Annotated in this window: 10 protein-coding genes and 3 pseudogenes; 3 read left to right on the top strand and 10 right to left on the bottom strand. The window is 67.2% G+C overall.

Annotated features, from left to right (window positions below):
• Positions 1–6 precede the first annotated feature (6 nt).
• Positions 7–1,215 carry an MFS transporter gene (locus ACW9UL_RS08750; protein ID WP_457790181.1) on the top strand — a complete coding sequence of 403 codons (1,209 nt, stop codon included), beginning with the start codon at positions 7–9 and terminating at the stop codon, positions 1,213–1,215.
• Between the two features lie 292 nt (positions 1,216–1,507).
• Here the strand turns inward: ACW9UL_RS08750 and ACW9UL_RS08745 are convergent, their stop codons facing one another.
• Complete coding sequence (locus tag ACW9UL_RS08745; protein WP_457790179.1) at positions 1,508–1,915, bottom strand: RidA family protein; 408 nt, start codon at positions 1,913–1,915, stop codon at positions 1,508–1,510.
• Between the two features lie 137 nt (positions 1,916–2,052).
• Here ACW9UL_RS08745 and ACW9UL_RS08740 point away from each other — a divergent pair, with 137 nt between their 5' ends.
• On the top strand, positions 2,053–2,973 hold the full coding sequence (locus tag ACW9UL_RS08740; protein ID WP_457790177.1) for a LysR family transcriptional regulator: 921 nt from the start codon (positions 2,053–2,055) through the stop codon (positions 2,971–2,973).
• Between the two features lie 19 nt (positions 2,974–2,992).
• On the opposite strand, the gene ACW9UL_RS08735 is transcribed toward ACW9UL_RS08740, so the two are convergent.
• Positions 2,993–3,994, bottom strand: a complete 1,002-nt coding sequence (locus tag ACW9UL_RS08735; RefSeq protein ID WP_457790175.1) for a GlxA family transcriptional regulator — start codon at positions 3,992–3,994, stop codon at positions 2,993–2,995.
• 68 nt (positions 3,995–4,062) lie between these two features.
• On the opposite strand from ACW9UL_RS08735, the gene ACW9UL_RS08730 reads away from it, so the two are divergent.
• Positions 4,063–5,265: an NAD(P)/FAD-dependent oxidoreductase gene (locus tag ACW9UL_RS08730; RefSeq protein ID WP_457790173.1), complete on the top strand. Its 1,203-nt coding sequence runs from the start codon at positions 4,063–4,065 to the stop codon at positions 5,263–5,265.
• Between the two features lie 18 nt (positions 5,266–5,283).
• Here the strand turns inward: ACW9UL_RS08730 and ACW9UL_RS08725 are convergent, their stop codons facing one another.
• The 8 genes and pseudogenes from ACW9UL_RS08725 to ACW9UL_RS08690 all read right to left on the bottom strand — a co-directional run bounded on the left by ACW9UL_RS08725 (position 5,284) and on the right by ACW9UL_RS08690 (position 12,899).
• Complete coding sequence (locus tag ACW9UL_RS08725; RefSeq protein ID WP_457790171.1) at positions 5,284–7,047, bottom strand: sensor domain-containing diguanylate cyclase; 1,764 nt, start codon at positions 7,045–7,047, stop codon at positions 5,284–5,286.
• Positions 7,048–7,206: 159 nt separating this feature from the next.
• Positions 7,207–7,529: pseudogene (locus ACW9UL_RS08720) on the bottom strand (low molecular weight protein tyrosine phosphatase family protein).
• Positions 7,526–8,056 carry a GNAT family N-acetyltransferase gene (locus ACW9UL_RS08715; RefSeq protein WP_457790170.1) on the bottom strand — a complete coding sequence of 177 codons (531 nt, stop codon included), beginning with the start codon at positions 8,054–8,056 and terminating at the stop codon, positions 7,526–7,528. Before ACW9UL_RS08715 ends, ACW9UL_RS08720 begins: the two are co-directional and overlap by 4 nt.
• Positions 8,057–8,074: 18 nt before the next feature.
• A complete protein-coding gene (locus ACW9UL_RS08710) occupies positions 8,075–8,644 on the bottom strand; it encodes a DUF1285 domain-containing protein (RefSeq protein ID WP_021445425.1) in 570 nt (189 codons plus the stop codon).
• 175 nt (positions 8,645–8,819) lie between these two features.
• Positions 8,820–9,422: a DUF4823 domain-containing protein gene (locus ACW9UL_RS08705; protein ID WP_457790169.1), complete on the bottom strand. Its 603-nt coding sequence runs from the start codon at positions 9,420–9,422 to the stop codon at positions 8,820–8,822.
• A gap of 313 nt (positions 9,423–9,735) precedes the next feature.
• Positions 9,736–10,512 (bottom strand): annotated as a pseudogene (locus tag ACW9UL_RS08700) (radical SAM protein); the annotation flags it as partial.
• Positions 10,513–11,506: 994 nt separating this feature from the next.
• Positions 11,507–11,626 (bottom strand): annotated as a pseudogene (locus tag ACW9UL_RS08695) (radical SAM protein); the annotation flags it as partial.
• Between the two features lie 304 nt (positions 11,627–11,930).
• On the bottom strand, positions 11,931–12,899 hold the full coding sequence (locus tag ACW9UL_RS08690) for a GTP 3',8-cyclase MoaA (RefSeq protein WP_457790167.1): 969 nt from the start codon (positions 12,897–12,899) through the stop codon (positions 11,931–11,933).
• Positions 12,900–13,026 lie beyond the last annotated feature (127 nt).

Genomic DNA, 13,026 nt, shown 5'->3' with positions numbered 1-13,026 from the left:
GGCGCCATGTCTGCCTCTCCCGCAGCGCCGATGGACGTTTCCAATCGCCTCGTCACCCTCATGGCCCTGTGCTGCGCACTGGCCGTATCGACCATCTACTACCACCAGCCGCTTTTGCCACAGATGGCCGCCTCGTTTGGCCTGGCGCCGACGCAGGCCGGCCTGGTCGCCACATTGACGCAGCTTGGCTATGCGGCAGGCCTGCTGTTCATCGTGCCGCTCGCCGATTGCCGACAGCCACGCCAGCTCGCGCTGCTGGCCATCGCGGCCAATGCCGTCGCCTTGATCCTCTGCGCCGCGGCGCCGAACTTCGCAGTGCTGTGCGTGAGCAGCCTCCTGGTCGGCGTGACGGCGATCACTGCGCAGATCATCATCCCCGCCCTGTCGGGGCTGGCCACTCCGGCTGAGCGCGGTCGCATCGTCGGCAGCCTGCTCAGCGGCCTCTCGGCAGGCCTCTTGCTGGCGCGAATGGTCGGGGGGTTCGCCGGTACGCACGCGGGGTGGCGAGCCGTCTTCATACTGGCCTCGCTCGGCGATCTCTTGCTGCTGGTCATCGTCGCCAAGAGCCTGCCGGTCACCACGAGCCTGACGACCATCAGCTATGACCGGCTCCTGCGTTCGCTGGGCAGCCTGGTCCGGGAGGAAGGCGTGCTGCGTTACTGTGCGGCGAGCGGCCTGCTGATGTTCGCTGCGTTCAGTGCGCTGTGGGCCTCGCTGGCCGCGCTGCTGGCACAACCACCCTACGGGTTCGATTCCGCCACCATCGGCCTGTTTGGCCTGGTCGCCCTGTTGGGCATCGTCGCGTCACCACATATCGGCGCACTGAGCGATCGTCTGGGCGTACGCACCATGGTCCTCGCCGGCGCGATGGCCCTCGCCGCGGGTTTCGCCTGCATCGCTGCGGGCGGGCAAAGTCTTGGCTGGCTGATCCTCGGCATGGTGCTGCTCGACTTGGGCAATCGTGCCGGACTGGTTGCCAACCAGGCACGCGTATTCACCCTGCGTCCCGAGGCCCGCAGCCGGCTCAATACCGTATTCATGGGATCGTATTTCCTGGGTGGAGCGATAGGCGCCGCATTGGGAAACTATGGCGTGCACCGGGCAGGCTGGCTCGGCCTTGCCGCTGTTGGCATCCTGCTGTCCTGCGCGGCCGCGTTGATCAATGCTCTTTCTCCCCGTGAGTCGAGCTCGACGACGGGTGAGGTTCGCCCATGAGCCATTCAAAGGCGACACTGCGGCGCACCTCAGCCTTGAGTTCCTGAAAGAAAAAGCCTTTCGCGCTGCAGCTGACCTCGAAAGCTGGCGATGCTCGCTCCGGGCTTGTTCGCCTTCTGCAATGCCCGCTTGTGGCCGGTTTCCGTAACCGCAGATTGCTCCCGGTTGAAAGCCTCCCTGCTCAACACCGCAACAGGACAACGGAGGGTCCGCGAACTATTCCTCCCGGCCAGATAGCTAACCATCGCGGGGCCCGTCAGAGCCCCGCGCTATCCCGGTCCTCCCCGTCCGCTCAACCCGCCGCGTCCTCCGGCAGCTTGGCGATCACCTTGATCTCGAACTGGAAGCCGGCCAGCCAGGTCACGCCGATGGCGGTCACTGTCGGGTAAGGCGCCTGGCCCCAGAACTCGGCCGCCACCTCCCAGATGGTCTCGAACTTCGCGTCGGGCTCGAGCATGAAGATAGTGGTGTCGACCACGTCGGCGAAGCTGCATCCCGCCTCGCCCAGGATCGCATTGAGGTTGGCGAAGGTGAGGCGCACCTGGGCTTCGAGGTCGGGCTCGGGCGAGCCGTCCTGGCGGCTGCCGACCTGGCCGGAGACGAACAGGAAGCCGTTGGAACGGATCGCCGGCGAATAGCGGTGGAGCTCGTACAGGGCATGGCGGTCGGGCGGGAATACCACATCGCGTTTGCTGGTCATTGCGGGTCTCCATGGGCCGCTGCGGCCCGTTGCTTAAGATGGAGCCACTGTAAGAAGCGCGCCAGGCTGGATAAACCGGCAACTCTGGTCATGACTGTTTGTAGAATCCAAACAATCCCCCATGAGTGAGAAGAGCAATGGACCGTTTCGATGCGATGCAGGCGTTCGTGCGCGTGGTGGAGGCCGGCAGCTTCACCAAGGCGGCGACGACGCTGCACATGAGCAAGACCAGCGTGACGCAGCTGGTGCAGCAGCTGGAGGCACGGCTGCGCGTGCGCCTGCTCAACCGCACCACGCGCCGGGTCGCGGTCACCGCCGACGGCGCCGCCTACTACGAGCGCGCGGTGCGCCTGCTGGCCGATATGGACGACGCCGAAACCAGCCTCTCCAGCGCCGCCGCCCTGCCCAGGGGGCGCTTGCGGGTGGACGTGCCCAGCCCGCTGGCGCGGATGATTCTGGTACCGGCGCTGCCGGCCTTTCACGCGAAGTACCCCGACATCCAGCTGGACATGGGGGTGAGCGACCGCGTGGTGGACCTGATCGGCGACAAGGTGGACTGCGTGGTGCGCGGCGGCGAGATCGCCGATCAGTCGCTGATCGCGCGGCACGTGGGCGACCTGCAGCTGGGCGTGTACGCCGCGCCGAGCTACCTGCAGCGCGCCGGCACGCCCAGCCACCCGCGCGAGCTGGAGGACAGCCATCACCGCATCGTCGGTTTCCTCTGGGCGCGCGCCGGCAAGCCGCTGCCCTACGCCATGCAGTGCGGCGACGAGCGCCTCAGGGTGCAGGGCCGCTACGTGCTGGCGGTGGACGACGGCAACGCCTACCTCGCCGCCGGCCTGGCCGGCCTGGGCATCCTCTGGCTGCCGGACTACATGGCCAAGGCGCACCGCCAGCGCGGCGAGCTGGTGCCGCTGCTGGAGCACTGGCGGCTCGAGCCGATGCCGCTGTACCTGGCCTTCCCGCCCAACCGCCATGTCAGCGCCAAGCTGCGGGTATTTATCGACTGGGTCGTCGAGCTGATGGCGCAGCACGCACCGGTGCTGGGTCGCCGCTAGCCCAACAGGCCGCAGGCGCCTAGCGCGAGAAGCGCCGCCGATAGTCCCGCGGGGAAATGGCCAGGTGGCGCTGGAAGGTGGCGCGCATCCGCTCCTCGTCGCGGAAGCCGCACTGCCGGGCGATCTGGTCGATATTGCGGCTGGAGTCTTCCAGCAGGCGCCGCGCCGCTTCCAGGCGGAAGATCTCCACCGCCTTGGCCGGGGTGCGCCCGGTCTTCTGCTTGTACAGCCGGGAGAAATGCCGCGGGCTCATGTGGCAGCGTTCGGCCATGGCTTCGATGCCGAGTGCCGGACTGTCCAGGTTGTCGCCGAGCCAGCGGTGCAGTTCGTCGAAGGTCGCGGTATCGCGGGCCTGGGCCTGCAGCAGCTCGCTGAACTGGGCCTGGCCACCGGGGCGCTTGAGGAACACCACCAGCTCCCGCGCCACCTGCATGGCCACCTCGCGGCCGCAGTCGGCCTCCACCAGCGCCAGGGCGAGGTCGATGCCGGCGCTGACGCCGGCCGAGGTCCACAGCGCGCCCTGCTCGACGAAGATCGCGTCGCTGTCCACCTCGATGCCCGGAAAGCGCGCCTTGAGCATGTCGCACATGGCCCAGTGGGTCGCCGCGCGCTTGCCTTCCAGCAACCCGGCTTCGGCCAGCAGGAAGGTGCCGCTGCACACCGAGGCGGTGCGCCGTACCCGCCGTGCGTTGGCGCCGATCCAGGCGATCAGCTCGGCGGACTCGGCCACCGCCCGTTCGATTTCCGGTGCGCCCGGCACGATCAGGGTGTCGACCTGCGCCAGCGGCACCTCGGCCAGCGCCTGGGTCTGCACCACCAGGCCCTCGGCGCTGCCGACCAGGCCGCCCGGCAAGCTGGCGGTCAGGCGCTGGTAGCCGGGCAGGCCGCGTGCGTGCATGGCCTTGCTGGCGGCCCAGAACACGGTCTGCGCGCCGGTGAGGTCGAGCAGCCCGACTTGCGGGTAGGCGAGAAAAAGGATGGTACGCGGACGGTTTGGCATGATTTCCGGGGTATCTGTCATTTCTGCCGAAATGCTCCTCTCCTAGCATGGGCCCGTCAAACACCAAGAGCCCAAGCCAGGAGTACCAGATGAAACAACGCATTCTGATTGTCGGTGGCGGTTTCGCCGGGGTATGGAGCGCGCTGAGCGCCATGCGCCTGCTCGACCGGCACGGGCGCACGGATATCGCCGTGACCCTGCTCGCGCCGCAGCCGCAGCTGCGCATCCGCCCGCGCTTCTACGAGCCCGAGGTGCATACCATGCAGGCGCCGCTGACAGCGCTGCTGGCAGCGGTGGGCGTCGAGTTCGTCCAGGGCAGCGCCGAGGGCATCGATCCGCAGCGCCAGCAGGTCAGCTACCGCAACCCCCCCCCCCCCTTCGCCGAGCTGGGCTACCAGCGCCTGGTGCTGGCCTCCGGCAGCCGCCTGCTGCGCCCGACGCAGGCGGGGATGGACGCGCACCTGTTCGACGTGGACGAGATCGAGCAGGCGGCGCGCCTGGAGCAGCACCTGCTGGGCCTGGCGCAGCGCCCGCAGACGGCGGCGCGCAATACCGTGGTGGTGGCCGGCGGCGGCTTTACCGGCATCGAGACGGCCACGGAAATGCCCGCGCGGCTGCGCGCCGTGCTGGGCGAGGACGCGGCGATCCGCGTGGTGGTGGTCGACCGCGGCGAGCGGATCGGCGCAGCGCTGGGCGACGGCATTCGTCCGGCGATCGAGGCGGCGTCGCGCGAGCTGGGCATCGAGTGGTGCCTGGGCCGCTCGGTGGCCTCGGTCGATGCCGACGGCGTGAGCCTGGACGACGGCCAGCGCATCGCCGCGAATACGGTGATCTGGACCGTGGGCTTTCGCGCCAGCGAGCTGACCGCGCAGATTCCCGCGCCGCGCGACGCCCAGGGCCGGCTGCAGGTGGATGCCTGGCTCAAGGTCGAGGGCCAGGCGGCGATCTTCGCCGCCGGCGATACCGCGCGGGCGGCCACCGACGAGTTCGGCAACTTCACGGTGATGTCCTGCCAGCACGCCATCGCCCTGGGCCGCCACGCCGGCAACAACGCGGCCGCCGAGCTGATCGGCGTGGCCCCGACGCGCTACAGCCAGCCCAAGTACGTCACCTGCCTCGACCTCGGCGCCTGGGGCGCGGTGTTCAGCGAAGGCTGGGAGCGTCAGGTGAAGCTGGTGGGCAGCGAGGCCAAGGCGCTCAAGCAGCAGATCAACAGCCAGTGGATCTACCCGCCCGCGGCCGACCGCGCCCTCGCCCTGGCCGCCGCCGACCCGGCGATCCCGGTGGCCTGAGCCGCAGCGCGCCGCGGCTCAGTGGCACTCGATGCGGTTGCGTCCGCCGCGCTTGGCGCAGTACAGGGCGATATCGCTGCGCGACAGGGCAGCCTCGGCGCTGGCATCGGCGGCGCGCAGCGCTGAGATGCCGACGCTAACGGCGAGGAAGATCTGCTCGCCACCATGCAGGATCGGCGTCTTGGCCAGTTCGCCCTGGATGCGCTGGGCGAAGTGCCTGGCCTGGTGCAGATCGGCGTCGCTGAGCACCGCGGCGAACTCTTCGCCGCCCATGCGCCCGGCGGCATCGGTCTTGCGCAGCTGGGCACAGAGGATGGCCGCGAAATGCCGCAGGGCCTGGTCGCCGACGCTATGGCCCCAGCGGTCGTTGATGGCCTTGAAGTGATCCAGGTCGAACATCAGGATGGTCGCGCACTGGCCTGGGCTGCGTTGCAGCCGGGCCAGCTCGGCGTCGAGCAGCTGCATGAAGTGCCGGCGGTTGGCCAGCTGGGTCAGGAAGTCCGTGGTGGCGAAGGCTTGCAGCTCGGCCTCGATCTGCTTGCGCTCGGTGACGTCGGTGATGAAGCCGTGCCACAGCACGCTGCCGTCCTCCAGGCGGCGCGGGCAGGCCTCGCCCTGACGCCAGGCGAGCGCCTGCCCCGGCAGCTGCAGGCGAAATTCCAGGCGCCAGGGCGTCAGCTGCCTGGCGGAGGCCTCGAAGGATGCCAGGTAGGCCGCCCGATCGTCCGGGTGCACCAGCGCCGGCAACGCCTGCGCGTCGCGCAGCAGCTGCTCCGCGCTGAGTCCGCAGATGACCTCGGCTCCGGCGCTGACGTAGGAAAAGGCCGACTCGCCGTCCGGCTGGCGTCGGTACTGGAAGACCATGCCGGGAATCTCGTTGGTCAGGTCGGTCATCAGCGCGGCGCTCTGCTGCAGCCGCTCGGCCAGCGTGCGCATGGCGGTGATGTCGGTGGTGGTGCCGATCATCCGTAGCGGCTTGCCGGCACCATCGCGTTCGACCACCTTGCCGCGGCTGCACACCCACTTGTAGCGGCCATCGCGGCAGCGCAGGCGGTGCTCCACCTCGTAGGCGGCGGTGCGCTGCTCCAAGTGCGCGGCAATGGTCGCCTTGACGTAGTCCAGGTCCGCCGGGTGCACCCGCGTGTAGCTCTCCTCGATGCGATTGCCGACTTCATGGTCGGCGTAGCCGAGCAGCGCCTTCCAGCCGCTCGAGTAGTGGATTTCGCCGGTGGCGACGTTGCGATCCCAGATGCCGGTGCCGCTGCCGGCGATGGCCAGGGCCATGCGCCGCTCGCTGTCGCGCAGGGCGGCGATCTCCTGGCGCTGCTGGGCGTCCGCCTCGTCGCGCCCGAGCAGCTCCAGCGCCAGACCGGCGAACTCGAGCAGCGCCTGCTGCTGCGCGGCGTCCAGCTCGCGGGGGCGGTCGTCGAACAGGTAGAGCATGCCGAGCACGTCGCCGCCCGGCGCCCGCATTGGACAGGCGGCGAGGAAGCGCAGATGGGGAGCGGCTACCACCAGGTCGTGATGGCGCAGGCTGGCGTCGCGCTGCGCGTCGGCCACCAGGTACAGCCCGTCGGCACACGCCCAGTTACCCAGCGGACCGACCCGGGCGAGCTGAACGGCGCTGAGGCCGGCGCAGGCACGCACCTGCCGTCGCCCTTCGCCACCGGTCAGCAGCAGCGCGGCCATGACGTCGAAATGCCGCCGGGCCAGGCGTAGCAGGCCATCGAATCGCTCGTCATTGGCGCTCGCCGGCGCATCGTTCGAATACAGGGACTGCATAGGGGCTCTGCTTCGCTAGAACTGTGGACGCCGCCTGCTATTGATAGGCCATATCCAGATCGCCGTCTAATCCTGATGGCCATATGACGCTACCCGCAGGGGTTCGCTGAGCCTAAAGGATTCGCCGCGCCGTTGACACTGGGCATCGCCCGTCTGTTCTCAGCGCAGGTAGCGCCCAACCCGGCTGTGCAGCAAGGCCTGCAGCTCCAACTGCATAAAGGCGTAGTCGTCGGCAATGTCCAGGCAGATCACCCGCTTGCCGGCCAGGGCGCGCCGGTACTGGCGCTGCAGCTTACTGCGCTGGGCCTTTTCCATCACGAAGATCAGCGTCGCCCAGTCGAGCTGCTCGGCCGACAGGCGTACCTCGGCATCCGCCGCCAGCCCGGCGGAGTCGGTTTGCACGCCGGGCCAGGCGCCGAACAGCTGTTCGGCGGTCGGGCTGCGCAGCGGTTGCGGCTGCAGATAAACAGCGCGCGAATCACGCGTCGCCGACCCGCTCGTACAGCTCCACCGGCTCCAGCGCGCCCTGGCAGCCGCACTGGCTGTGGCCGAGACCCAGGTGGCGGAAGCCGGCCTTGAACAGCACCCGCCCGGACTGCGGGTTGCGCGCCAGGTGGCTGGCGTGCAGGCGGCGCAGGTGCAGGCGGGCGAAGGCGAATTCGACCAGCGCCTGGCAGGCCTCGCTGGCGTAGCCGCGGCTCCAGTAGGGCACGCCGACCCAGTAGCCGACCTCGGCCTCGCCGCGGGCGATGTCCTTGAGGGCGATGCTGCCGATCAGCTCGCCGCTGGCACGCTCGACCATGGCGAAACAGGCCGCGCGACCGGCGGCCCAGTCCAGCGCGCACTGCGCGATCCAGCGCTGCGCCAGCTCCGGCGGATAGGGATGGGGAATGCTGCGGGTCACGTCGGCGATGCGAAAATCACCGGCCAGACGCGCCACCTGCGCGGCATCCTCGCCTCGCAGCGGGCGCAGCAGCAGGCGTGCGGTTTCCAGCAGGGCTTCGTCCATGGTGATCCCTCGAGGTGCTCAGGCCGGCTGCGGCCCGATGGGATAGAACTGCCCGCCGCTCCACACGCCGAGCCAGGGCTGGCCGTCGATCTCGCGCTCCACCGCCAGCTCCACCAGTTGGTAGAACACGTTGCGATGGATCAGCGCCTCGAGGTTGCGCCGCACCAGCAGGTAGGGCGCAGGTTCGAGCGTTGCCGGGTCGATCTCGACGCGGATCGGGTGTTCGGCGCCGGCCGTTACCTCGTCCTCGACGTTGGTGGTGAAGCGCAACAGCTGGGTCTCGCCCTCACCGATGACCTGCAGGGTCACGGCGACGAAGGGGGCGTCGTCGACGCGAATGCCGACCTTCTCCACCGGGGTGATCAGGAAGTAGTCGTCGCCGTCGCGGCGGATGATGGTGGAGAACAGCCGCACCATGGGTTTGCGGCCGATCGGCGTGCCCAGGTAATACCAGGTGCCGTCGCGGGCGATGCGCATGTCGATATCGCCGCAGAAGTCGGGGTTCCACAGGTGCACCGGCGGCAGGCCCTTGCCCTCGCCCTTGGGAATCTGCGCCAGCAGGTCGCCGGCCTTGCCTGGATCGCTCATGGTTTTGCTCGTCCACATTGCTGCGAACCGAAGAGGATACACCGTGGGAGGGGCTTTCGGCTCTGGCGTCCTGCTTCGCACTACCTCCTGCATCCATGCAGTCGTAGCCGCGACAACAAGCGGCGGATACCCGTCGCGGCTACAGCCCCTCCCACAGAGCGCCAGCGACGCTCTGTCAGCGCGCCACGCCGAGCAGGCTGCGCGCGTAGTCGTGCAGCGGCGGGCCGATCAGGTCCTGCGGCTGGGCGTCGTAGAAGGTCAGAAAGCCGCCGCGGCTGCGGATGCGCGCGGTGTCCACCAGGTAGCGGGTGTTGGTTTCGATCAGCATCAGCTGGATGGTCGCGCGGTCGGTGCCGAGACGGTCCAGCGCTTCCTGATCCTCCCACTCCTCGACGGTGCCGATGCGGTCGTCGCTGTAGGCGAAGCGGCTGTACAGCAGGTAGTGGGCGCCGGCGGCACGCGCCTCGGCCATGGCCTCCTCCAGCCCGCGCGGCTCGCGCGCGCGGCGGACCAGCGGGAAGTATTCGACGAAGCCGTTGAAGGCCTCCTCGGCCACCACGTTGGGCCGCGGGTAACCGTGACCCGGCGGCACGAAATGGCCCTGGGCGATATAGATGAAGGAATCCTGCTGCAGGCGCCGCGAGGCCATGCGCTCGGTGCGGCCGTGGTCGAGAAAACCGGCGTCGCGCAGGTGATAGCCGGCGCCGCTGGCCAGGTCGCTGACCTTCATGCAGCCGGCCAGGCCCAGCAGCGCCAGCAGTAGAAGCAGGTTACGCATCAATCGATCCTCCTCGTGCCGGCGACGGAAAACCGGCGGATAAGGCAGGGATGCAGATTCTGCGCCAGGCTCGCCACCAAGGGCTGCCCCCAGCATCGCGACAACGTCGCATTGCCGGTTGATCACAGCCTTATCCATGTGCCGCGATCCCCTGTAGGCTGGGTTAGGCGCATGACAAAACCCTAATGACCCCGCAAGTTCTGGTGCGCCCTAACCCACCATTGGCGCAGCGCGGAGAGACCGCCTGGTGGGTTACGCGGCGCGCCACTCTGGGAGTGTCCGAGGGTTCGAAGGTTGGCGCCGCTAACCCACCCTACAGCCCGCGCTGCCACTCCTGACGCAGGCCGGCCTGCTGCGGCCGCTCGATGGCCTCGCGCACCTGCGCCAGCAGGCGCGCCTTGTCGCGGCCGAGGTTGCCCTTGAGCACCAGGTAGTTGGAGGCGTGGTCGCTGCGAAATACCGTCTGCTGCAGCTCCAGGCCCTGCAGCAGGCGCTCGACTTCGCCGAACAGCTGCAGCTGGGTCAGCGGCTGGTAATCGGCGAACTGCTCACGAAACCGCGCCTCGCCCAGGGGGAAGCTGACCACCAGGGTGGACAGGTATTCCGGCTGCGCGGCATTCATCAGCCGCGCCGAGTTGTCCGCATGCTGGGCGCTGAGGGTCTGGCCGCCGAGGCCGTTCAAGATCATCACCGAACGGGTGATGCCGGCCTGGCCGAGCTTGTCCAGGGCGCTGAGGCTGGAATCAAAGGTCTCGCCCTTGTTGACCCGCGCCAGCACTTCGTCGTCGCCGGACTCGCAACCGACGTAGGCCATCTTCAGCCCGGCGTCGGCCAACTCCTTGAGCTCGGCCACCGACTTCTTGCGCAGGTTGCGCGGCAGGCAGTAGCTGGATACCCGGCGCACTTCGGGCATATGGCTGCGGATCGCTTCGAGAATATTGAGCAGGCGCCGCGTCGGCAGCACCAGGGCATCGCCGTCGGCGAGGAACACCCGGTTGACGATCAGCTGCGCGCCGGCGCGGCGAATCTCCTCGAGCACCTCGGCCTCGTCGCGGGCACGGAATTTCTTCTGCGGCGCCGTGTACATCTCTCAGGTAGTTACCCTAATAGTATCCAAAAATTCATAAATACTTTTTATGCAATTGATTTATATAGATTTTTTATTGGATTGTTTTTGTTGAATGATTCTTCAGGTACTCCTAAAAGTTTGCTTATCATATTGCGGATTTCGGCGAACGTGACCGAGCGCTTCGCTAATACGTGACCGGCGCTTCTGCTCCGGCTGCGCGTGAAGAAACCCTGCGTAGCTGCCTGTCAGAAAAATGTCCGGATGTGCGTGGAATCCTTAGGGTCGACGCGGAGCCTAAAGCACGCAACGCGAACACATGCCCGCCGCGCACCAAGCCCATCGCGAATGGACACCGCAACGCCTGCTTGACTAGGGTGCCCGAATCGGCTCCTACGGGAAGAGAGCTTGCTGGCAGACCGGATCTGTCGGCTTCCGACCGATCCTGTTGAAAAAGTCGGTTTCTGAGAGAGCTGCTTGTCGGCAGCTCAAAAAGCGCTCGATTTCGGCGTTGCTACGTAAAAATCAAGGCAGCTCCGTCTTCTGAGTGAACCAGATTTCAACGTCGCTCAAACTCTTTCATGGGCAAAAATCGCGACGGGACTTTTTCAACACAACAGAATCGACCCATTGCGGTCGTTTGGCTCTGCCTACGAATCCAGGGGCGATTCAACTGCACCGCGAAAGTCGCAGACTCTTGCCAGGAACGGCTCTTGAGCCGGTTCAGGTGCATGTATCGAGCGAACTGATCCAGAACGCCATGATCGGTAACGATGACTGGCAGGACTGACTGAACGCCAGTCGCATCAGCCACAAAAGTTCTGAACTCGCGATGCGACGATACGAGGGTGGTAGACATGCGCTGCCCTGCGATACTTTTGGTTTTTCTGTACTTTATTGGGATAACTCTAATACTAGCTATCCGTACAAAGTAGCCAAATTTGCTGCTAGAGCGGAATTATTTTCAAGGAAAGAAGGGGTTTTGAAGGGGATTTAGTACTTAGTTTAGGGGTAACTAATCGCAGAAGCTGCACTGGTTCCAGGAGCAACCGTTGGTCACCGGCAGAATCAGCGAGTGGGCCTCGCTGGGCGGGCGGAACACCGGCTCGATATAGGCGATGGGGAAACTGGCGGACATAGGTGACCGTGCTTGGTTGGCTGAGGCTGCGCCAGTGTAACCAGTGCAGTCGTGACTGCCGAGCCACTCCCCCCTCCTGAATCGGAGGCAGAAGGTCGACACGCTGAGGAAGCGCCCCTGCGGCGCCCTGGTCAAGGTGGGCTGAAGCGGATCGCCGCCCGGCCCACCCTACGATGCAACGGGTGTCAGTCGAATGCTCAATTGAAATGCGGGCCCTACTGGTAGGGTGGGCTTCAGCCCACCAGCGATGCCAGACCCGGGCAAAGCGCAGCGCCGCCCAGGCCGACCTGCCAAGCCGCGAGGGTCAGCCGCCGATGATCTTCATCACCGTCACGCCGCCGGAGAAGGCCAGCTCCTGCTTGTCGCCGAGGGCCTTGACCAGCAGCCGCTGCAGCGCCGGCAGGGCCTGGTGGCGCGGCTTGTCCAGCAGGTCGCCGACGTAGTGGCGGTTGCTCGACGACAGGCAGCCGTGCAGCCAGCCGGTCGACGACAGGCGCAGGCGCGAGCAGGTGCGGCAGAACGGCACGCTCTCGTTGGCGATCACGCCGAAATGGCCGGCACCGGGGATGGCGTAGCGCAGCGCGGTGGCATCGACCGGGGCGTCGGCCTGGACGTAATCGTGACGGCTGCCGATCAGTTCCAGCAGCTCGGGCAGGCCGACGAACTGCTGGTTGAAGGCGTTGGGGTGGCGGGCCAGGTGGCCCATGCGCATCAGCTCGATGAAACGCAGCTCGAAGCCGCGCTCCAGGCAGTAATCCAGCAGCGGCAGCACCTGGTCGAGGTTCTGCCCGCGCAGCGGCACCATGTTGAGCTTGATCTTCATCCCGGCGGCGCGCGCCGCCTCCAGGCCGGCCAGCACGGTGGCCAGGTCGCCGCCACGGGCGATGCGGGCGAAGGCCTCGGCGTCGAGGGTATCCAGGGAAATGTTCAGGCGGCGAATGCCGCATTCCAGCAGCAGCGGCAGCTTGCGTTCGAGCAGCTGGCCGTTGCTGGTCAGGCTGATGTCGTCGAGGCCGAGCTGGCTGACCTGGCGCAGGAAGGGTTCCAGGCGCGGACTGACCAGCGGCTCGCCGCCAGTGATGCGCAGGCGTTCGATGCCGGCGGCTTCGATCAGGTAGGCGACGCCGCGGGCCATGGCGTCGGCGGAGAGTTCGTCCTGCGCCGCCACCAGGCGCTTGCCGTCCGGCACGCAGTAGGTGCAGGCGTAGTTGCAGGCGGCGGTCAAGCTGATGCGCAGGTTGCGAAAGCGCCTGCCCTGACGGTCGACGATCATGGCGGACTCCGAGGGGGAATAGGCCGGAGTATATCGCCGTAACCGGCCGCGGCACATGGGTCATCCAGCGGCTGAATGAGCCGAGTCGCGTTCACTATGGACAGTGGTCGCCCCGGGCATCGGCCGC

The organism is Pseudomonas sp. PL-6, from assembly GCF_054110165.1.
The sequence above is the reverse complement of the archived record's forward strand: the minus strand, read 5'-3'. Positions and strand labels throughout refer to the sequence as shown.

Bases quoted from the DNA above. Each gene is read 5' to 3' on its own strand.
- ACW9UL_RS08715 (WP_457790170.1), bottom strand. From the start codon at position 8,056: ATGGACGAAGCCCTGCTGGAAACCGCACGCCTGCTGCTGCGCCCGCTG.
- ACW9UL_RS08735 (WP_457790175.1), bottom strand. From the start codon at position 3,994: ATGACAGATACCCCGGAAATCATGCCAAACCGTCCGCGTACCATCCTT.
- ACW9UL_RS08740 (WP_457790177.1), top strand. From the start codon at position 2,053: ATGGACCGTTTCGATGCGATGCAGGCGTTCGTGCGCGTGGTGGAGGCC.
- ACW9UL_RS08690 (WP_457790167.1), bottom strand. From the start codon at position 12,899: ATGATCGTCGACCGTCAGGGCAGGCGCTTTCGCAACCTGCGCATCAGC.
- ACW9UL_RS08730 (WP_457790173.1), top strand. From the start codon at position 4,063: ATGAAACAACGCATTCTGATTGTCGGTGGCGGTTTCGCCGGGGTATGG.
- ACW9UL_RS08750 (WP_457790181.1), top strand. From the start codon at position 7: ATGTCTGCCTCTCCCGCAGCGCCGATGGACGTTTCCAATCGCCTCGTC.
- ACW9UL_RS08745 (WP_457790179.1), bottom strand. From the start codon at position 1,915: ATGACCAGCAAACGCGATGTGGTATTCCCGCCCGACCGCCATGCCCTG.
- ACW9UL_RS08705 (WP_457790169.1), bottom strand. From the start codon at position 9,422: ATGCGTAACCTGCTTCTACTGCTGGCGCTGCTGGGCCTGGCCGGCTGC.
- ACW9UL_RS08710 (WP_021445425.1), bottom strand. From the start codon at position 8,644: ATGAGCGATCCAGGCAAGGCCGGCGACCTGCTGGCGCAGATTCCCAAG.
- ACW9UL_RS08725 (WP_457790171.1), bottom strand. From the start codon at position 7,047: ATGCAGTCCCTGTATTCGAACGATGCGCCGGCGAGCGCCAATGACGAG.